Raw genomic sequence first — 20307 nt, 5'->3', positions numbered from 1 at the left:
TCTATTAATCCATAATCTGTGTCCCAAGAAATTTTAGTTTGGATTCCAAGTATCGCATTAATCTCAATAATAAATTTATAATTAATCAACGATAAAAGAGATTCTGTGCTACATTCAGCATATAAAGATTCAAAAATTGTTTGATAGTGCTTAAAATATTGAGATTTAGCATAATTCATTTTAATGGCATTCCAATGTTTTTTGCTCCATCCAGAATCTGCAATTTGCGTTTGATTAATTGTCTGATTTTGAGAAATTCTTCCACCTATTTTAACCGGTATGCTTAACCATTGTATGCCAACAGCAGTTTTGATTTGATTGCGATTCCTCCAATCATTTTTTGTGTATTGCATAGTATCATAGATAATAAACTCATCTACAGAATTTATTATGTCAAAATAACCTTTCCATGGAATGTAATTTGATTGTAAAATAGCTACTTTTTTCATCATATCTCCAAATATTTTTTATTGAATCTTAGAGATATAACTTGGAAACAAAAACTTGCATTGAGTAAAAAGTTGAAGAGACTTAAAAGTGAAAATTTTGCGATATACACATAGACAAAAAAGTATAAAATATAGGTATTTACCCCCCCCCCCATAGAGTTTTACACGCTTAAGTAACTTTGCAGGAGTACCAACATATACACTATAATCCTCACATACGCCTTTAACGAAACTAAGCGCACCAACAGACACATAATCACCAAGCCTACTTCCAGCATAAATAACACTATTTGTCCCACAAATACAATGATGACCAATTACCACTCTATCTATATATACTTCATCTTTATTCGTTGTAACATAATTGTCGCTGCGAGAAAAAGCTCTTACGCCATAAGCAAAGACACTATGATCGCCGATAATAACTCCACCTTTTTGCAAATCTTCACTTTTACTACCACCGGCAATTAAACAAAAAGGTGCAATGCTGACAGATTTTCCAAGATAAACATTGCCACTTATCACACAAAAATCATCAATCCTTACATTATCATCAAGAATCATTAAATGCGTATCATATAGACTTGCTTTTGAAGATATTAATACATTTTTGCCAAGAGATTTAAAGTCTAAAGATAAAAGTTCATGTTGTGTTAAATAGCTCATTTAATCACCTCTCTACATCTCAAAGTAGAAAGGCAACAAAACAATATTAAATATGCGGTTTTCTTAGATATATATGCAGATAAAAAGAGATAAAAATAAGGGTATTCACCCCCCCCCCCCCCATTGATTGCATTAAAGCTTTTTAAGTACATTTTGGCATTTTCTCCCTCATTAAAGATAAGATCTATAACACTGACATTATGCACAAAAGGTGGATAAAGTTGAGTATATTCTTTATAATCAGAATAATCAAACCAAGTAAGTTTTATATTTGCTTGATTGAAAAGATCCTCTTGTATATAGCTTTTTGCTGCAGGTCCAGATATATATTCATCTGCCCCTACCTTTTGACATAAATCAACCAACCTTTGTGTTTTTCCCTCTATTAATCCATAATCTGTGTCCCAAGAAATTTTAGTTTGGATTCCAAAATACTCACATATAGCCTTCATCAAGATTAAGTTTATTTCACTTAAATAAAGCGATTTGATCTCCATCAATAAAGATTCTAGCCATGCAAAATTATCTTTAAAACACAGGGCTTTTGAATAATTATGTCTTAAACTCTCAATATGTTTAGCCTTCCACCGCATATCTGCAACCTTAGTTTCTCTTATTGGGCTGGTATAATTGCCTTTTGTTTCGACCGGTATACTTAGCCACTGCAACCCATTTGCCGTTTTGATTTGATTTCTATTTCTCCAATCTCTTCTAGTGTATTGCATGCTATCATAAATAATAAACTCATCCACAGAATTAATTAAGTCAAAATAGCCTTTCCATGGAATGTAATTTGATTGCAAAATAGCTACTTTTTTCATCATATCTCCAAATACTCTTTATCTTTAGAATCAAAAAACACAATATCCTGTTTTTCAATAACTAACGATGGATTAAAACCTTTATGAAAAGTATCATCTAATAAATGAATCTGATCTCTAGACACAAGAACACATAAAAAATTTAATAGTAACACGCTTTGATTAACAAACAACTTATGTGCGTATTGCACAAAATTATCACTATCTCTTTCAACAACACATCTAGCAACTCTAGGTCCCATATCAAGCTCCTTTGTTACATAGTGAATAGTTGCACCATATATAGAATCATCCGACACAAAACTTCTTTCGACGGCACGCATACCAATATAATTAGGCAACAAAGCTGGATGAATATTGAAAGCTTTTTTATTTTTACAATAACTATCTAACAACGAATATCTCAAAATTCTATCGCAAGTCAAAACTAAATAATCTACATTTTTAGATTCCAACCAGCACGTAGCCTGTCTCTCAAATTCCACTCCGCCAAGCTCGCTATATTGCAATATAATGGAATCTATTTTGTCTTTCAAATCCACATAAGCACCACATTCTCTATCGCATAGAAGGTATAGATTTACCCCCCCCCCCCCATGCAAATTTCCCTAACGTATCTCTATTTTGCTCAATAAACTTTAAAAACGAACCATTGCCTGTGCAAAAAAATGCAACATTGATTGACATTATCCTTCCTTTTCTACAAATTAATATCCCAACTATTCTTAGAAAGCCTGATAGCATCACTAGACCTATACACACTTCCTGTATTCGTGTCCTTTAAAATGCAACAACCTGCACCTATTAAACTTTTCTCACCAAGACACACACCATTTTTAATAATAGAACCCGCACCTAAAAAACAATTACTTCTCACTTCAACAAAACCATTAATGCAAACTCCCGAAGCTACAAAGCAGTGATCTCCAATATAACTATCATGGCAGACAATCGAAGCAGGCAAAATACTAACATTATCACCTATCTTAACAAATGGCTGTAGCACAACATTTTCAAATATAAAAACATTTTCACCAATACTTACCCCCCCCCCCCCATTAATCATTCGCACACTAGAGTGGATATAAGTAATACATTTATAACCACTTTTCTTAACGCTCTTATAAATTCGTTCTTTTATAGTATTGATTTGCTTGTAGCCAATTGCAACAAACATTTGATAACTATGCGGTGGATATAATTCGCAAATATCTTCAAAAGCCACAAGCGGTTTATTTAAAAACATCTTTTCATTTAAATATTGTCTATGAACCACATAAGCAACAATCTCATAGCATTCCTGCAAATATTGAGTTACCACCTTTGCATAGCCACTATTGCCAAAAATCAATATCTTTTTCATACTGCATCCCTTTGCACCATATCTGCTATATTTCCAATCTAATCTTCAAAAAAATCCCTATACAATTTTGCAAGGTAGTCTTCGTTATAATACTTTTCTCTTGTCTCTTTTTTGTTAGCACTACTATATGGGTTTGATATAAATTCATCAAAACTCAAATTAACAATATTCATGCTATCGTAAATATAACAACCATCATTATTGAGATAGCCATAGACCGAAGATTCCCGTCGAATAAATACCTTTACCCCTAAATACAGAGATGCTATTGTGTTGCCAAAGCCTTCTTGATTGGCTTGGTTTAATATCAAAATATCATTTTGAGCTAAATACTGTGCATACTCATGCGAACTCAGAAGTTTATCTAGGTATTCAAACTTGTTGCCAAATATCTCTCTACCCTTAGCTATAATATCATTGTTATATCTCGTATCTCCATACGATACAACCGTTCTAACCACAATATCCTTATCTCTAAATTTTGCAAGTATATCCAGCATTTCAAGCGTCGATTTATCAGATGAGTTATTAATTTGTATCGTAACACAATCGGTTTGTTTTTTAACGGTGTTATCTAGCATTTCCCTAGAAAGTGGAAAAATATAGAACGATCTATAAAACTTACCTTCCATACCATAAGTTTGCAATGCATACTCTTTATCTAAGTCGCTATGATAGCCTTTAAAGTGTTTTCTTACAAAATCATTTTTCTCGTCCCTTACTGGATGATACAGATCGCCTCCCCACATTATCCAATAACTCTTATTCAGTAAATCACGATTATTATAAAATAGGTCTACAAGCTGCTCATCAAATAATGAGTGACAAATAATTTTTTTGATATTATTGCAAGAAAAGTTCAGTCCAGAATAATCCATCACCTCAATAACATTTGAGCCTTCAGGAAATGGAAACTCGTTGAAAGTTCGTTTACATAAAATCAAATGCTCTCTTTTGTCAAAATATTTATTCAAAAAATCAACAAATGGTTTATTAAACTTATCATTGAACATTAAATGGACATATTTATAATGCCTTAATGCGCGATTAGCAACAAATCTCTGATAACGTTTCTCAAACGATCGTTTTAAATTCATATTTTCCTACCTTTCATATTTTTCAACATAATACCGCAATGTCTTCTCTAGCCCACTTGCGAAACTCTCTTGTGGCTTCCAGCCTAGAATCTTAGCTATCTTGCTAGAATCAATGGCATAACGCCTATCGTGTCCTGCCCTATCCTGCACAAAAGCAATTTGACTTTGATAAGACTTTTTATCCGCCCTTGGGGCAATCTCATCAAGCAACGCACAAATATGCTTTGCAATCTCTATATTCACACGCTCACAATTCCCACCGACATTAAAAGTCTCGCCACAGCATTGTGAGTGAAACACCACATCAATAGCACGGCAATGATCCTCCACATAGAGCCAATCACGCACATTTTTACCATCGCCATAAATAGGTATTGTCTCACCTTGCAGGGCATTACGAATGATCGTGGGGATAAGCTTCTCATCGTGTTGCTTAGGACCATAATTGTTAGAGCAATTTGTAATAAACGCCTTTAATCCATAGGTATGGATATAAGATCTCACAAGCATATCGCTTGATGCCTTAGAAGCTGAATAGGGGGAGTTTGGTGCATAGGGTGTAGATTCTGTAAAATACCCACTCTCGCCCAAAGAGCCAAAAACTTCATCAGTGCTAATGTGATGAAACACACAATTTTCCTTGCCCCTTTTTGCAATATGCGGTGCTTCAAACCAATGTAAATAAGCAGTATGCAAAAGATTAAAAGTCCCATTGACATTTGTTTTTATAAACGCATTGGGATTGGCAATAGAATTATCCACGTGAGATTCAGCAGCAAAATGTATCACACTTTCAATCTCATATTTTGTGAAAATTTCATCTACCAAGCCTTCATCGCAAATATCGCCCTGCATAAAAGTATAATTGCTGAAATTTTCCACACCTTTTAGATTCTCTAGACTCCCAGCGTAAGTAAGCAGATCTAAATTTACAATGTGATAATTTGGATATTTTTTCAAAAAATACAACACAAAATTGCTACCGATAAAACCAGCCCCACCCGTTATTAAAATGCTTTTCACTGCCCCGCCCTACTTAAGTCTAAAAGATTTTTCAAATACTCACCATAGCCACTTTTTTGCAAAATGCAAGCACGCTCTAGCAATTTTTCTTCATCAATCCAGCCATTATGATAGGCAATCTCTTCTAAACAAGCAATCTTATAGCCCTGTCGTAACTCAATAGTCTGCACAAAAGTAGAAGCCTCCACAAGACTATCGTGCGTGCCTGTATCAAGCCACGCAAAGCCCCTGCCTAGCACTTGAGATCTTAACTTATTTTGCTTAAGATATGCAATATTTACATCAGTGATTTCTAGCTCTCCCCTTGCACTAGGCTTTAAAGATTTAGCGATAGAAATGGCATTATTATCATAGAAATACAGCCCAGTTACCGCAAAATTACTCTTAGGATTTAATGGCTTTTCTTCAATGCTTAACGCCCTGCCCTCTTTATCTATCTCTACTACACCAAAACGCTCTGGATCTTTAACGCGATAGGAAAAAATCGTAGCAATGCCATTTTGTGCCTCTTGCTTTGCCTCTAAAAGCATAGGCGAAAAGCCCTGCCCATAAAAGACATTATCCCCTAGAATCAAAGCTACATCATCATTGCCTACAAACTGCTCTGCTAAAATAAGCCCTTGGGCTAATCCATCTGGACTTTCTTGCACAGAGTAGCTAATCTCCATACCAAGCCAACTGCCATCACTAAAAATCTCTTTGAATCTAGGCGTATCTTTGGGGGTAGAAATGATTAAAACTTCTCTAATTTGAGTAAGCATTAACACAGATAGCGGATAATAAATCATAGGCTTATCATAAATAGGCAACAACTGCTTAGATACCATAAGCGTAGATGGATAGAGCCTTGTCCCACTTCCACCTGCTAAAACTATGCCTTTCATGCCTACAAACCTTTCTTTAAACAACTTCGAAAACTCGCCATAAAAGTGCAAATTGTAGCAAAAATTATTGCAAGTAAGGTAAATATAAAAGTTTATACTTGGCGTATCTATTATGCTTAATAGTCAAATATAGAAAATATAGAATATTGCATCAGGACATTTAAAAAAACAGATTTTTTGTAAATAAAATGAAGTGAATATAAAACATCTTTAAACACAAGCTTGATATTCTTACTCAATATCAAGCTATAAGTTAGCTATCGCCTTTTCTAAAGTTTCGCACTAGACACTAGCTTCACGCTAACTTGCAATTATGCAAGTCAATAATAAGGCTATATTTCATAGTTCTGAATCAACATTAAGATTCTAGCGTAAAGCCACCATCTTGCGACGCAAATATGCTATCTTGCTTTGAAGTGGCAACTCTTTAGGGCATACATCATGACAAGCAATAAGACTCATACAGCCAAATACACCATCATCATTACCTACAAGCTCGTAATAATCTTCATCAGTTCGCTCATCATGCGGATCAATCATAAATCGCACGATTCTATTCATTCCTGCAGCACCTACGAAGTCATCACGCATAACCTTTGTAGCACAGCTTGCGATACAGCACCCACACTCAATACATCTATCAAGCTCAAAAACTTCATCAGCCACTTCAGGCTCTATTGGCATTTCAAGTTTTGAAATATCAGGCTTGTGTTGTGTGTGAATCCAGCTTTCAACTCGCTTTGTCATTCCTGCAAACCAATCACCTGTATTTACACTCAAATCCTTAATAAGCTTAAATGCAGGTAAAGGCATAAGCGTGATAACGCCATCAGGAAAATCTTGTGTCAAAGTTCTGCAAGCAAGACCGGGTCGCCCATTAATCATCATGCCACAACTACCACAGATTCCAGCACGACATACAAAGTCAAAGCTTAAATCCGGGTCTTGCTGCTCTCTAATCATACCAAGCGCAATAAAAACAGTCATAGAATGTGCTTCTTCAATTTTGTATTCCCTAAAATGCGGCTTCGAAGTGGCACTCTGTGGGTCAAATTTTAATGCTCTTATAGTTAATGTTCTTCCTTTAGTTTCAGCACTCATTATCTATCTCCTAATCTTTGATTTCTTGCTTTATATTGTGGTTGTAAATTAAATGGCATAAGAGCTTCTTGCAGGGCATATCTATCGCCACCTTTAGCTTGAATCTCTTGTGTGATTCTATCAATCTCAGCTTGTCTTATAGCACTATTTGGATGTTCTATAATCATACCTTTAGCACCATATCCGCGGAATCCCGGAGCAATCTCCATTTTCATAATATCCAAATCTTCATAGGTTACCGTTGGCAATGTTTGGTTTGGATCTTCCCAGCTTGTAAGTGTGCGTTTAAGCCAATTTGCATCATCTCTTTTTGGATAATCTTCCCTTGAATGTGCCCCACGAGATTCTGTCCTATCAAGCGCACCTTTCGCTACACATAAAGCAACTTTAAGCATTTTTGGTGTGCGGTAAGCATCTTCTAGCTCTGGGTTATTATGCAACTTTTTGTTTTTCACATGAATATTTCTGCTGCGTTTAAATAACTCTTCAAGTTTATTAACAGCTTCTTGCAGACTCTTACCATCACGGAAAATACCAACATCATTATCCATAATATCTTTCATCGCATTTTTAAGCTCATAGACATCTTCATTGCCAGAATTATTAATAAGAGAGGCAATATAGCTTTCTTGCTCTTTAATAAACTTCTCAAGCACAGAAGTTTGCACTTCAATTTGTGCTTTCACACAATAATCAGTGAAATATCCACCGATAATCATACCTGAAACCACCGCTTCACTTACAGAGTTTCCACCAAGTCTATTAAATCCATGTAAATCCCAGCACGCAACTTCACCTGCGGCAAATAATCCTTTAAGGTAAGTTTCGCCTTGATAATTTGTGCGAATACCACCCATAGAGTAATGCTGCATAGGTCGCACAGGCGCCCATTTTTCTGCTGGATCTAAACCTGCAAATGTTTTACAGATATCTTGCACATCGCGTAAATTTCTCTCAACATGCGCCCTACCCAAGATAGCAATATCAAGCCATAAGTGATCACCATAAGGTGATTTTACACCCTTACCATTGCGGATATGCTCAAGCATTCTACGAGACACAACATCACGGCTTGCAAGTTCCTTTTTCTCTGGTTCATAATCGGGCATAAAGCGATAACCATCAACATCACGCAAGATTCCACCATCACCCCTACAACCTTCTGTAAGCAAGATTCCACTAGGCACAAGTGGCGTTGGGTGAAACTGCACAGCTTCCATATTGCCAAGTTTTGCAATGCCTGTCTCCATCGCAATAGCTGCACCAATACCCTCACAAATTACCGCATTTGTCGTATTTCTATACACTCTGCCATAGCCACCTGTGGCAAGTAATGTGCCTTTAGACACATAGGCTATAAGCTCACCTGTTACCAAATCACGCACAACCGCACCATAGCACTTGCCATCTTGATGAATGATAGAAATAGCTTCTTTTCTATCTTGTATATCCACACCAAGCTTATAGGCTTCATTTGCTACCGCATACAGCATAGTATGCCCTGTCGCATCGGCAGTATAGCAAGTTCGCCATTTTTTTGTGCCACCAAAGTCGCGTGAATGGATATAGCCGTGGCGGAAGTCATCTTCTGTAATTGTTACCTTTTCGCCATTGATAACTGCCGGGCGATCGCCTTTTTGGATTCTAGTCCAAGGCACACCAAATCCCGCTAATTCCCTGATTGCTTTTGGAGCGGTGGTAACAAACATTCTTGCCACATCTTGATCACAACCCCAATCGCTTCCTTTCACCGTGTCAGCAAAGTGCAAGTCTTCATTATCGCCATCACTCTTTACAGAGTTTCCAAGACTTGCTTGCATACCGCCTTGAGCTGCCGCCGAGTGGCTTCTTTTAACCGGGACAAGACTTAATACAATTGTGTTTAATCCTGCCTCTTTTGCCGCAATAGAAGCCCTAAGCCCTGCTAATCCGCCCCCAATAACCAACGCATCACAATATACTACTTTCATATATCTTCCTTTTCTATTACTTGCTTAGATTTTCTTTTGCAATAGCAAGAGCTTTGTCTGCCATTGCATTTGTGTTTGTTGCTTCAACATGAACACCAAATCTTTCATGGTCATACTCTTTAGCATCTTGAATGCTTTTAAAATCCTGATTCATTCCCTTACTAAAATACGCATAGAATGTAGCTAGACCTAAGATAATAAAGAACGCACTCATAAGCCATTTTGCAGTTCTTAAACCACTGATTCCAAGCCCTTCAAACCATCCCCATTTAATGCAAAGACGATAAAGACCGATAGAACCATGCAATTCAACCGCAAAAAGCAAAACAATATAGAGCAGCCAGAAGTTTTGCTCAAAGAATCTAAATGAAGAACCACTTGGTCCAATAGTATCTGGCTCTGCAAACATGATATAAAGATGCACACTTGCCAAGAAAAACATAACAAAGCCTGTTGCCGCTTGTATAAACCATAAACTTGTATCGCTGTGCTTCATCACATGCTTATGTGCTTTTAAAGCAAGAAATTGCCTATAATTAATAGGAAATTTTCGCATTGCTAAAAAAGCATGTGCAACAAAAACAATAAATACAAATGCCGCTACACCGCTTACTATTTTTGGTTCTCCAGCTTTACTAAGAAATGGACTACCCTCAAATAACTTCGTAATAGTAAACATGAATTGATCGCTAATAAGAATACTAGAGACAAAAAACATGTGTGCTATCATAAATAAGCCTAAAAAAAGTCCAGTAGCACTTTGCCACCAGTCTAATCGTGCAGGCACTCTACTTTTTTTGCGTTCTGTGGTTATGCCAAGATAACCTTCTATCACCTTCTCTTCTTGCATTAAGCCTCCCTTAAAATGAGCTTTGATTTGCCAGTAGTATGCCATATTTACCCTGCATACTTCCGCGTAATATTATAAGATATAATCACTTTGAAATTCTTTTAGCAATTTGTTTTAAAACTTTTTTTACAAAACTATGTGTAAAAACTACACATAACCCCATTTTACAACATGTAGTTACGATAAGTTGATATAAAAGTATGTATGTTTAATAGAAGATTCTAAGAATCTACATCTATCGTATAGGTTTTATAAAACCATCTAAAAGCCAATCGGCTAACGACTCGTTAGTTGCTACAACCAAGTCTGTGGGGACTTCCTGCCCGATAGAAAAGTAATTGATGGGTTTTTTTGTCTCATACGCAAGTGAAAAAATATTGCCTAAGCCACGACTTTCATCAAGTTTGCTAAATATCAATGTATCAAGATTCAAAATACTAAATGCATCGTAAATATCACGCAAATCCTCAAATTTTGTTGTCGCACTCATAACAAGTGAAGTATTGATTTTATAATCACCTTGTAAGTATTTTTTTATCTGTGCGATTCTCTCGCTATCATTTTGACTACGACCTGCGGTATCAACTAGAATATAATCACAATAGCGAAGTGAATCTAGGGCTTGTAAAAACTCTTCTGGGGCAACCACCATTTGAATGCTAATACGCATTCTCTCTGCATACCATTCAAGCTGCTGCAATGCACCGATTCTGTAACTATCAAGGGTGATAATGCCAACCTTTGCCTTTTTCTCAAGTGAGAATCTAGCGGCAAGTTTTGCAAGTGCGGTAGTCTTGCCAACACCTGTTGGACCTACAAGCATCATTATTTTTTTTGTCATATCCTTGCTTTCTGGACGACAATATACCATTTTACGCAACACTTCCCTAAAATAACGCTTGATAGTCAAAGAATTTTCACGCATTTTAAGCGGCATAAGCTCAAGGCTAAGGCTCATAATCGCATCAAGATGACTTTTAATTATACCGCTACTCTTTGCAATACGATAGATTTCAGCAAACTCGTGGGGTATATTTATGCCCTCACTTTTTGGACTTTTATCGTCCCATACCATGTTTTGAATAAGCTTTAGTTTATCATTTAATTTGTCTAATTCTTGCTTTATCCCGCGTAATTCCTCTACATTTGCCCCCTGCAGATTCTGTCGCTCTTGCAACTTTGATCCAACTCGTTTATTAAGTGTTTCTAATGTGCTTGAAGTTTGCTGTAAAATCGGTGCATTTGTAACCTGTAAATCATCTTTTTTTGTAGATTGTGTTTGCAATCTATTCGTAACATTTGGACTAAAATCAAGGCGAATATCTTCAGAATCTATGTCGCTAGATAATTCTGAAATCTCTTTTACTGCACGACTAAGCTGACGACTAATATCTTCATCAAAAACATCAAGTTTTTTTTGTGCCCTTTTTCGCTCAAGCTCTTTTTGTGCGATTTCATCAAGTCTTTGCTGAATGCTATTAGATCTCGGTGCAACGACTTCTGGCTGTGGCACTGGGGCTGCATCATCTTGGACTGCAACTACGACTTCATATAAGCCCGGCTCTGTTAGAGTTTTTTTTCTTATTTCCTTGCTATCAATGATTAATGCTTCATCTCCGTGCATACTCTGTGCTTTTTTCAAAGCCTCTGGTGGTGTCTCTCCTGAATAAGTGTAAAGCTTCATTTAAATAAACCTAATTGAAAAGTAAGTGGTTGCAACACACTCTGCCTATTAGCATACTCTCTATGTGGTAGATACATGTGAGCTAAATTTACCTTCTTTTTCGCATAAAAAATTAAATCAATATCCAAGCTACGCTCCCCATTTTTCATTAAACGTACCCTTTCTCTACCAAACTTTCTTTCAAAATAAAACATAAGAGAAAAAAGCGATCTCACACATAAAGATGTGCTAAACATAATACTTGTATTGTAAAAATCTGGCTGTTTTATATATCCAAAAGGCGGATTCTTATAAATGTATGCTGTGCTGTGAATCTGAATCTTTGGGTGTTTATATAAGCAAGAAAAAAGCTGCTCAAAAGTTTTTATGCAATGACCAACATTTGCACCTATACCCCAAACAACCATATTTGCATAACTTTTGCAATTATGTTGCACATAAGGAAAATGCTTTGTAAATAGCTTCACAAAAACTCCTTGCCTATAATTTAACTATCACGAATAAATAGTAATTAGAGAATCTAATCCAAATTCTAATCTTAATAAAACTCGCTATTATACCTAAAAAATTAGTATTTTGAAATACAAAAGTTTAGATTCTGTATTATTAGACATTTGAAAAATCATTATTTATAAAACCAAATCAATAAAATTCCTAATAAAACATAGCGTATATATCTAGTTACACTCTCTAATCGCCTTGCTATGCTCTATAAGCTCTGGTATATCCTGCAACTTATCTGGTGAGATGAGTTCAAATGTCTCTTTAGCTTGTTTGCAGTCCCCTTTTTTATAGAATCCCCAAGCTAAACTATCCAAATATTCAATAGATGTTGGCTCGATAGCAAGAGCTTTGCTTACATACTGCATACCTTCATCAATATTAAAATCATGGATAATCATCAAATAGCCCAAAAAATTATAAAAAAATGCGTCATTTTTGCTGAGATTCTCTTTTGCTTCTTTTAGCTCTTCTGTGCGTTTTGTAAGCATGTCTTTAAGCGTATTGATGATTGGTTTTAGAGTTTGTTTATTTTTAAATTCTATCGCCTCATATTCATATACCGCACTAAGCCCTAATAATTCTGCTTTTTTTGTCTGTGCGTATAGCTTACTTGCTATTTTAGAAGCACTCTTAAAATCCCCATGTTCCGCATAAACTTGCATAAGCATTTCTTCGCCATCATTGCCAAGTAGTGTTTTATTCTCTTTTAATAGCTTTATTGCCTCATCATAATGCTTTAATTGCACTAGAATTGCTATAAGCATACGTGCATTTTCTAAGCTTTTATCATCATGGAATCTTTTTGCAAGATTATCTTGTAGCATATCAAGTTTATTAGCCTTTGCATAGATAGGAAAAAATGTCTGTAAATTTAGGCTATATTCATTATCTGCGATATACATATTGAGATAATGTAAAGCATTATCTATCTCTTTAAGCTTTAAATAGATTGCTACAATTTGATTAAGTGCTTCTAGTCTTAGTTTTGTCCCAGAACTCATGGGATCATCATATACGCTTATAAAATGCTTCACAGCCTTTTTAGGCATATTTTCTTGCAAATATAAATTACTCAAAACATAATGTGTATGCAAACTCGGATTTATAGCTATATTCTTTTCAAGCAAAATAATTGCTAGATTATATTGCTTTTTTCGTATGTGATCTTCTGCAATGATGAGATTTGTATCCACATCATCTAGATTTTTACTTAAAGTTTGATATTGCTTTGCTGCTTCAACTGCCAACTCAATGCTTCCAGCTTGACTTTTAGCTAATGCGACTTGTTTTAAAAAATAAAGATCTTTTGTTTGCTTATAGAGCCTATCATATATATCAGCAGCTTCTAAAAAAAGTTCTTGATTCATAAAGTCAGCGGCTTTTAGCATAAGAAAATCAGTGCCAACATCTGTATTATATGTCTGTGTGCTTTGTATATTTTGACCTAATTTTCTCGTAGTATCTGCACAACTTATATGCAATATTGCAACACATGCTAGGCTTATACGGCAAATTAATGCAAAAATATTTGTTTTCATAATCACTCCACCCCTAAATGCTGTGCTAAATAATAACACCTATACAACGGCTTACTAACTCATCTTTATCTTTTTTATACATGCTCCAAAAAGGAAAGGTTTGACATTGCTTTGGTCGAACTTCATAAATAGAGCATTTTAAACTTTTTTCATCAAAAAATACACAACTTATGCCTTTTTCTACATCATCGCATTTTTTTTCAATAAGAGAGAATCTTGTGCCTACTTTCTTAATATAACGCAAACAAAAATCCTCAAAAGGTATATTTAAAAAAGCACTGATTCTCTCTATCTCTGCAATACTTGCAAAAATATAACCACTCTCGCCATAGCAACACTTCCCCCCACATTCACTACACTTTCCTGTGTTAAACGCAAAGTCAAAGCCATCTTTTTTTATTATATTATCTTGTGTATGATGTTTAGAATCTATTTTGTCTTGCATATTATCTCTACTTATTTTCATGTTGATTGTGATATTTTATTTTGTAAATAAACTGCGTTATTGTAGCAATTTATGCTTAATATGCGAAACGATAATCTACCAATATACACACTTTAGAATCTAGAATAACCCTACTATAACAATATTTCAATCTTCTCTCACTTAAAGAACATTACAATGTAAAAGTTTCTAAAATCAACCCTGCTTCTCTCTCAAAATCTCTTGCACGCATTCCTTATCGCTAAAATGCATTTCATTATCTCTAAATATTTGCACACTTTCATCACCTTTGCCTAGCACAAGTAAAACCCAATCTTTTGATAATTCATTTAAGGCGAGTTTAATAGCTTCTTTTCTATCAAGGATAATTTGCATAGTAATAGCAGCATTACTTGATTTAATCTCATAAGAAGTGTTTTCTTTAATCTCTATATCTGTTTCATTAAGGCTTTTTGCAAACACACCTTTTGCGATCTCTTGTGCGATACTTAGCGGATTTTCACTTCTTGGATTATCATTTGTGATATAAATCTTTTTTGCATAGAATCTAGCACACTCACCCATTTTCTCACGCTTACTCTTATCCCTATCGCCACCAGCCCCAAACACGACACTTATATTTTTTGTCTTAAAAGATTCAAAAACCTGCTTCATACCATCAGTAGTATGGGCAAAATCAATGATTACCAAAGGCTCTTTACTCACAATCTCCATGCGACCAGACACACCACCAAAGTTTTTCACATACGCACAAATACTTTGTATATCTTTCTTTGTGATAGCATGTATTGCAAGTGTTGCCGCCATGAGATTATAGAGATTGAAAAGACCAAAAAGACTAGATTCTATAACGCATTCTTGCATAGAATCTTTTTGCAATCGCAAACTCATCTGTGCGAAAATCCCATCTTGCAAACCATAGGCATTGACAAATAAATGCCCCTTAGATTCCACACCATAGGTAAGGACATGCGGATAAAAACGCATACTAGCACCACTTTTATCATCAAGATTAATTATCTTTATACACTCGCCACTTTGTAGGAACTGCATTTTAGTCTTAGCATAATCTTCCCAAGTCTTATGATAGTCTAAATGATCGCTTGTGATATTTGTGAGAATCTTAAGGCAGAACTCTAAGCCATAGATTCTCTCCTGCTTAATCGCATGTGAGCTAACCTCCATGACAAAGAAATCACAGCCCATATTTGCCGCCATATCTATATCTTCATACAACTCTAAAAGGCTGGGCGTTGTGAGTCCCTTTGGCTTTTTTCGTGTGTCATTGATAAACATACCACGAGTGCCAAGCAGGGCGACTTTATAACCCATATCAAGCAACACAGAATATATAGCCGCTGCCGTTGTTGTTTTGCCATTTGTGCCTGTAATGCCAATTATTTTAATATTTGTATTGAAATACTCTTTTAGATTATCTCTTTCTAAAATGCGGATATTTTGCGGTAAAGATTCTATAAAATGTGCGTTTTGCGGAGTTTTAAGAAAGATAGAATCTTCTCTTAGCTTTCTTGTATCATCTGTAATGTGTGGTTTCATTTTGATACTTTTTGTTGTTTTTTAGCTTTATTTTTTTTGAGTTTATTATTTGCCGCTTCAATTAAAGGTATAAGCTCCATATCATATCGTGGCAATGAGTCGATATAATGCAGCAATGCCTCAATATAATCATTCTGCACGAGTAAGGATAAAAACTCGTAAAAATCCCCTTTTTCTCCAAATACTAGCTTTGTGTTTATAGGCAATCCGCTGTAAATCTCTTTAAAATCCTTTGTCTTTAATAAGGCTTTGATATCTGCATAACTAATCGCATCATAGCTATCCATTGCCTCATTTTTACTTCTTTGCATAGCCTTTGAAAGCTTATGTGTTTTATTATCAAAAGCTTCAATGAGAGAAAGTATCATGCGTTGAACTCTATGTTTATTTGAGCGTTTTTCAGCTGCGAGTATGCTTTGATAAAAATCATAAATGCCAATTGCCTCTTGTCCAAAATCCATACCCATATCAGCAAGATAAAGCCCGATTCTAGAATCTAAATCATGCGTATCAAGCCAAAATGCACTCTCAAATAGGTAGAATGCCCCTTGGAAATTACCATTAAGCAATGCCTTAGCACCTTTTTTTTGTAAAAGCTTTTTTGTCATTATATTTGTTTGTTGTAATTGAATAGTCTGCATGATTATCCTTTTACCTTAGCCATTTGTCTTTGCATAAATTCATTTTATATATCGATTTATTCTAGCATAGTTTTATTAATTTGCAATCGTAATAGAAAATGGTTGTGATAAAATCAAAATACTTAATAATGCAAATCAAAATTTTACGCTTCTATGCAAATTCTACACATTATCTTTGTATAATTCCTAAAATTTTATATGTAAGGATGTGATTATGTCTAAAACTTTTAAGGACAGGTTGAAAAAATATAGGGACAGGGTAATCTGGGGGGGGGGGGGTAGCAACCTCGTTAGTTAATGATGTTAAATTTATTCGTAGCTTGTTGCTGCGTCAAAATGCAGATAATCTCAATGTGCTTTTTGATGTCGTATATGAAACAAATATGTGGGGCAATGGTTCTGGTAGTGGTTCTTGCGAAAAATTATGCAAAAATTATGTGGTATTCTTACAGGACTTTTTTAAAAAATACAATATTACAAGCATTGTTGATGCGGGTTGTGGAGACTGGCAGTTTTCGAAAAATATTGATTTTAGCGGTATAAAATATCATGGCTATGATGTTGCTAGTCAAGTGATAAAAAATAATACAAGCAAATACAGCAAAGATAATGTTGTCTTCCATCTATACGATGGAGATTTCTCAAAGCTACCTGCCGCAGATTTATTATTATGCAAAGATGTTCTACAACACCCAACAAATGCAAAGATACAATCATTTATTGATAATCTTTATAAATTCAAATATGCCTTAATCACAAACGATATAGGCGAACATTGTAATTATGATATTTTGACAACAGAGTGTAGGAATCTAGATTTGCGTCTCGCACCATTTTTTTTAGATTGCAAAATCGTCTTTGAAATACAGGAGAATCACCCACAAGAATGGGGGATTGCATCGAAGCCTACAATGCTATGGGTGAATCCCAATTCATGCTGATATATTTTTTGCCCAAATTATAAATCCTAAAATTTACAAGCATTAAAATCTAAAAATAACCTTTAAACCATATTGTTAATATAAAGATTTAACGCAATATAAGCTTTACATATTGTATTCTCCAAAAAGTTTAGCTAAGATTCTAAACTAACAAATTATAATTGACACACATTTAAAAAAGGAATGGCTTTGAAGGGCTTTAAAATTTTTACAGGAAATGCACACCCAGAGTTTAGCAAAGAGTTAGCAACCCACCTTGACTGCTCACTATCAAAGGCTCTTTTAACGCGTTTTAGCGATGGCGAAATTAGTGTGCAAATCAGCGAATCTGTGCGTGGAAAAGATGTCTTTATCGTGCAACCAACCTGCTCTCCAACAAATGATAATCTCATGGAATTACTCATAATGGCTGATGCATTTAAGCGTAGTAGTGCGAACTCTATTAATGCTGTAATTCCGTATTTTGGCTATGCAAGACAGGATAGAAAAGCAGCCCCGCGAGTGCCAATTACTGCAAAGCTTGTGGCGAACTTATTACAGAGTGCGGGTATAAATCGCGTTATCACTATGGATTTACATGCCGGACAGATTCAAGGCTTTTTTGATATTCCAGTGGATAATCTCTATGGTGCGATTATATTTAGGGATTACATACGACATAAAAAAGAGTTGAAAAATCCAATCATTGCAAGCCCAGATATTGGCGGTGTAGCAAGGGCTAGATATTTTGCAAATCAGTTAGGGCTAGATTTAGTTATCGTTGATAAAAGAAGAGAGAAAGCAAATGAAAGTGAAGTAATGAATATCATCGGCGATGTAGCAAATAAAGATGTCATTTTGCTAGATGATATGATTGATACCGCTGGGACGATGTGTAAAGCAGCCAAAGCATTAAAAGATAGGGGTGCAGCGAGTGTCATGGCGGTTGGCACGCACCCGGTTTTGAGTGGTGGTGCGTATGATAGAATCAATGAAAGTGTGCTAGATGAAGTGGTATTAAGCAATTCTATCCCATTGCAGCAGACAAGTCCAAAGATTAAGATTCTATCTGTCGCACCGCTTTTTGCTGAGGTCGTGCGTAGGATTTATCACAATGAAAGTGTAAATTCTTTATTTATTTAAAAAGTGGAGGCAATATGCAAAAATATTTGCGATCCCCATACATTTTCATCTACACTTTGATATGTATCATGCTATTTGGTTTGCATGGTTGTAGTCACGCAAAAGATACAAGCTTTCATAAGGATAAAACAAACAAAGGCTATATCTATGGTGAAGGCTCTGGTCCTAACTTTGATCTTGCAAAGCAGAATGCCTTGCAAGATCTTGCGACAAACTTACAAGTAAGTATTAAATACTCAACACAACAAAATATAAATCAAAAAAATGATACATTACAAACAAGCGGCATGAGTAATACATTCTTAGAATCTAAAATCAAGGATATACCATCAGTAGAAGTTGAAAAGACAACAAAGCAAGGCAATAAAGTGAATGTGCGTGTGAGAGTAAGCAGAGAAATATTGGAAGGCTCTATTGCAAATCGCATAACCCAAGCACAAAGCGAACTATCCTCCATGCTTAAAACTTGCAATCAAGTCTCTTTCTCACAATATAAAAAGTTTAAAGAAATATTAAACGCATTACAAGAAGATATTGCACTTTATCAAGCTCTAACAAAAAATATGAGTTATGGAAATATTATGCTTTTAGAATTTCAAAATAGGATTTCAACACTTCCTAACTACGCTTTACACTGGGAGTTAGATAGTTTGCATAGCTATAAACAAGAAGCACAAGCTATCCTTACAGCTGAATTAAGCAAATTCATCAAAATTGACCCAAAAGCTAAACAAATACTACACATAAAAGTAAGTAATAATAACCCATTGCAATTTTTACTAGAATTTTATGATTGCAAAAATAACCTAGAAAGCACGATACAAATTAACACTCATACAAATCAGCATGACATACTACAAGGTTCAAAAAAATCCCGTTTTGGTGCAATAGTGTATAAAGCGATTGATGAGTAGTATTGCTAAAATTCGCATAAAACTTAAGCTTTCATACAAATTCCACAACTCCCCAACACTAACCTTTTTAAGTTATAATTCAAGCGATTTTATCACAAAAGGAAAATATGCAACCACTCACTAAAGACACCTTGATACAAATCAATACCACAATATGTGGCGATGAGAAAAGCCTTGAAGTCCTGCAAAATAAGGGTATTGTAAAAGCATACACAAAGGGATATAGAATCTACCCAGATAGCGATGAATTACTAGGCTTTTTATATGTTTTAAGCGGGAAAATCCGCTTTTTTAGTGTATCAAGCAATGCTAAGGAAATCACCATTTTTACCATCGCTACAAATGAAAGCTGTATCATCTCTACAAGCTGTATTTTATCAAACATTAAGGCTGATGTGGTGCTTGAGTTTATGGAAGATTCTAGCGTGTTTATTCTGCCAAATAAGATTTTTGAGACACTCACACAGAGTAATGAATCTATTATGCGTTTTAATCTATCTTTAGTCTCTAAACGCCTAAAACAAGCCTTTGATACCATTAATGATGTAACCTTTAAAAGTCTCAAAAATCGCGTAGTAAAGTTTCTACTAAGTAACGCTAAAAATAACCGCGTAGAAGCAAGTCAAGAGAGCATAGCAAACAATATCGGCAGTGCCAGAGAGGCAGTTACAAGAGTGATAAAAGAGCTAAAAACACAAGGGCTAATTGAGACAAATCGCAATGAGATTGTGCTTAAA

Annotated in this window: 22 protein-coding genes; 4 read left to right on the top strand and 18 right to left on the bottom strand. The window is 35.3% G+C overall.

Annotation, left to right across the window (positions count from 1 at the left end; translation table 11 throughout):
* The 18 genes from T368_RS0108180 to T368_RS0108100 form a co-directional block, all read right to left on the bottom strand.
* Positions 1–449 (bottom strand): WbqC family protein (locus tag T368_RS0108180; RefSeq protein WP_027338423.1); only part of this gene is annotated, 449 nt, incomplete at its 3' end.
* Between the two features lie 18 nt (positions 450–467).
* Positions 468–1115 (bottom strand): acyltransferase, encoded by a 648-nt coding sequence (locus tag T368_RS13640; RefSeq protein ID WP_247598837.1) that lies wholly within the window; start codon positions 1113–1115, stop codon positions 468–470.
* The gene (locus T368_RS13635; protein WP_080695799.1) at positions 1112–1936 is read right to left on the bottom strand and encodes a WbqC family protein; all 825 of its coding nucleotides are present in this window, start codon (positions 1934–1936) and stop codon (positions 1112–1114) included. The genes T368_RS13640 and T368_RS13635 overlap by 4 nt, the downstream gene beginning before the upstream one ends.
* Complete coding sequence (locus tag T368_RS13630) at positions 1936–2478, bottom strand: formyltransferase family protein (RefSeq protein ID WP_248646236.1); 543 nt, start codon at positions 2476–2478, stop codon at positions 1936–1938. Before T368_RS13630 ends, T368_RS13635 begins: the two co-directional genes overlap by 1 nt.
* Before the next feature lie 16 nt (positions 2479–2494).
* Complete coding sequence (locus T368_RS17180) at positions 2495–2623, bottom strand: hypothetical protein (RefSeq protein WP_275051011.1); 129 nt, start codon at positions 2621–2623, stop codon at positions 2495–2497.
* A 13-nt stretch (positions 2624–2636) separates the two neighbouring features.
* On the bottom strand, positions 2637–3299 hold the full coding sequence (locus T368_RS0108160) for an acetyltransferase (protein ID WP_004087227.1): 663 nt from the start codon (positions 3297–3299) through the stop codon (positions 2637–2639).
* 38 nt (positions 3300–3337) lie between these two features.
* The gene (locus tag T368_RS0108155) at positions 3338–4396 is read right to left on the bottom strand and encodes a hypothetical protein (protein ID WP_004087228.1); all 1059 of its coding nucleotides are present in this window, start codon (positions 4394–4396) and stop codon (positions 3338–3340) included.
* A gap of 6 nt (positions 4397–4402) precedes the next feature.
* Positions 4403–5419 (bottom strand): dTDP-glucose 4,6-dehydratase, encoded by a 1017-nt coding sequence (gene rfbB / locus T368_RS0108150; RefSeq protein WP_004087229.1) that lies wholly within the window; start codon positions 5417–5419, stop codon positions 4403–4405.
* Positions 5416–6303 (bottom strand): glucose-1-phosphate thymidylyltransferase RfbA, encoded by an 888-nt coding sequence (rfbA, locus tag T368_RS0108145; protein ID WP_004087230.1) that lies wholly within the window; start codon positions 6301–6303, stop codon positions 5416–5418. Before rfbA ends, rfbB begins: the two co-directional genes overlap by 4 nt.
* A gap of 366 nt (positions 6304–6669) precedes the next feature.
* Positions 6670–7404 carry a fumarate reductase iron-sulfur subunit gene (locus T368_RS0108140; protein ID WP_004087231.1) on the bottom strand — a complete coding sequence of 245 codons (735 nt, stop codon included), beginning with the start codon at positions 7402–7404 and terminating at the stop codon, positions 6670–6672.
* Positions 7404–9374, bottom strand: a complete 1971-nt coding sequence (locus T368_RS0108135) for a fumarate reductase flavoprotein subunit (RefSeq protein ID WP_004087233.1) — start codon at positions 9372–9374, stop codon at positions 7404–7406. Before T368_RS0108135 ends, T368_RS0108140 begins: the two co-directional genes overlap by 1 nt.
* A gap of 16 nt (positions 9375–9390) precedes the next feature.
* Positions 9391–10224 carry a fumarate reductase cytochrome b subunit gene (locus T368_RS0108130; RefSeq protein ID WP_004087235.1) on the bottom strand — a complete coding sequence of 278 codons (834 nt, stop codon included), beginning with the start codon at positions 10222–10224 and terminating at the stop codon, positions 9391–9393.
* Positions 10225–10459: 235 nt separating this feature from the next.
* On the bottom strand, positions 10460–11908 hold the full coding sequence (flhF, locus tag T368_RS0108125; protein WP_004087237.1) for a flagellar biosynthesis GTPase FlhF: 1449 nt from the start codon (positions 11906–11908) through the stop codon (positions 10460–10462).
* Positions 11905–12375: a 2-amino-4-hydroxy-6-hydroxymethyldihydropteridine diphosphokinase gene (folK, locus tag T368_RS0108120; RefSeq protein ID WP_004087239.1), complete on the bottom strand. Its 471-nt coding sequence runs from the start codon at positions 12373–12375 to the stop codon at positions 11905–11907. The genes flhF and folK overlap by 4 nt, the downstream gene beginning before the upstream one ends.
* A 210-nt stretch (positions 12376–12585) precedes the next feature.
* Positions 12586–13950, bottom strand: a complete 1365-nt coding sequence (locus T368_RS0108115) for a tetratricopeptide repeat protein (protein WP_004087240.1) — start codon at positions 13948–13950, stop codon at positions 12586–12588.
* A gap of 25 nt (positions 13951–13975) precedes the next feature.
* Positions 13976–14395, bottom strand: a complete 420-nt coding sequence (locus tag T368_RS0108110; protein WP_004087241.1) for a YkgJ family cysteine cluster protein — start codon at positions 14393–14395, stop codon at positions 13976–13978.
* Positions 14396–14590: 195 nt separating this feature from the next.
* Positions 14591–15952, bottom strand: a complete 1362-nt coding sequence (locus T368_RS0108105; RefSeq protein WP_004087242.1) for a UDP-N-acetylmuramoyl-L-alanyl-D-glutamate--2,6-diaminopimelate ligase — start codon at positions 15950–15952, stop codon at positions 14591–14593.
* Entirely contained in the window at positions 15949–16593 is a 645-nt protein-coding gene (locus T368_RS0108100; protein WP_004087243.1) for a hypothetical protein, read from the bottom strand. The genes T368_RS0108105 and T368_RS0108100 overlap by 4 nt, the downstream gene beginning before the upstream one ends.
* 323 nt (positions 16594–16916) lie before the next feature.
* Between T368_RS0108100 and T368_RS0108090 the strand changes: the two genes are divergently transcribed.
* The 4 genes from T368_RS0108090 to T368_RS0108075 form a co-directional block, all read left to right on the top strand.
* Positions 16917–17534 carry a class I SAM-dependent methyltransferase gene (locus T368_RS0108090; RefSeq protein ID WP_004087244.1) on the top strand — a complete coding sequence of 206 codons (618 nt, stop codon included), beginning with the start codon at positions 16917–16919 and terminating at the stop codon, positions 17532–17534.
* 189 nt (positions 17535–17723) lie between these two features.
* On the top strand, positions 17724–18656 hold the full coding sequence (locus tag T368_RS0108085; protein ID WP_004087246.1) for a ribose-phosphate pyrophosphokinase: 933 nt from the start codon (positions 17724–17726) through the stop codon (positions 18654–18656).
* 14 nt (positions 18657–18670) lie between these two features.
* Positions 18671–19570 carry an LPP20 family lipoprotein gene (locus tag T368_RS0108080; RefSeq protein ID WP_004087248.1) on the top strand — a complete coding sequence of 300 codons (900 nt, stop codon included), beginning with the start codon at positions 18671–18673 and terminating at the stop codon, positions 19568–19570.
* 107 nt (positions 19571–19677) lie between these two features.
* A partial coding sequence (locus T368_RS0108075; RefSeq protein ID WP_211248557.1) for a Crp/Fnr family transcriptional regulator occupies positions 19678–20307 on the top strand: 630 nt, incomplete at its 3' end.

Origin of the sequence: Helicobacter bilis ATCC 51630 (assembly GCF_000686565.1) — a bacterium.
GTDB lineage: Bacteria > Campylobacterota > Campylobacteria > Campylobacterales > Helicobacteraceae > Helicobacter_A > Helicobacter_A bilis.
The sequence above is the reverse complement of the archived record's forward strand: the minus strand, read 5'-3'. Positions and strand labels throughout refer to the sequence as shown.

Bases quoted from the DNA above. Each gene is read 5' to 3' on its own strand.
- T368_RS13640 (WP_247598837.1), bottom strand. From the start codon at position 1,115: ATGAGCTATTTAACACAACATGAACTTTTATCTTTAGACTTTAAATCT.
- T368_RS13635 (WP_080695799.1), bottom strand. From the start codon at position 1,936: ATGAAAAAAGTAGCTATTTTGCAATCAAATTACATTCCATGGAAAGGC.
- T368_RS17180 (WP_275051011.1), bottom strand. From the start codon at position 2,623: ATGTCAATCAATGTTGCATTTTTTTGCACAGGCAATGGTTCGTTTTTA.
- T368_RS0108160 (WP_004087227.1), bottom strand. From the start codon at position 3,299: ATGAAAAAGATATTGATTTTTGGCAATAGTGGCTATGCAAAGGTGGTA.
- T368_RS0108155 (WP_004087228.1), bottom strand. From the start codon at position 4,396: ATGAATTTAAAACGATCGTTTGAGAAACGTTATCAGAGATTTGTTGCT.
- rfbA (WP_004087230.1), bottom strand. From the start codon at position 6,303: ATGAAAGGCATAGTTTTAGCAGGTGGAAGTGGGACAAGGCTCTATCCA.
- T368_RS0108140 (WP_004087231.1), bottom strand. From the start codon at position 7,404: ATGAGTGCTGAAACTAAAGGAAGAACATTAACTATAAGAGCATTAAAA.
- T368_RS0108135 (WP_004087233.1), bottom strand. From the start codon at position 9,374: ATGAAAGTAGTATATTGTGATGCGTTGGTTATTGGGGGCGGATTAGCA.
- T368_RS0108130 (WP_004087235.1), bottom strand. From the start codon at position 10,224: ATGCAAGAAGAGAAGGTGATAGAAGGTTATCTTGGCATAACCACAGAA.
- flhF (WP_004087237.1), bottom strand. From the start codon at position 11,908: ATGAAGCTTTACACTTATTCAGGAGAGACACCACCAGAGGCTTTGAAA.
- T368_RS0108115 (WP_004087240.1), bottom strand. From the start codon at position 13,950: ATGAAAACAAATATTTTTGCATTAATTTGCCGTATAAGCCTAGCATGT.
- T368_RS0108110 (WP_004087241.1), bottom strand. From the start codon at position 14,395: ATGCAAGACAAAATAGATTCTAAACATCATACACAAGATAATATAATA.
- T368_RS0108105 (WP_004087242.1), bottom strand. From the start codon at position 15,952: ATGAAACCACACATTACAGATGATACAAGAAAGCTAAGAGAAGATTCT.
- T368_RS0108100 (WP_004087243.1), bottom strand. From the start codon at position 16,593: ATGCAGACTATTCAATTACAACAAACAAATATAATGACAAAAAAGCTT.
- T368_RS0108080 (WP_004087248.1), top strand. From the start codon at position 18,671: ATGCAAAAATATTTGCGATCCCCATACATTTTCATCTACACTTTGATA.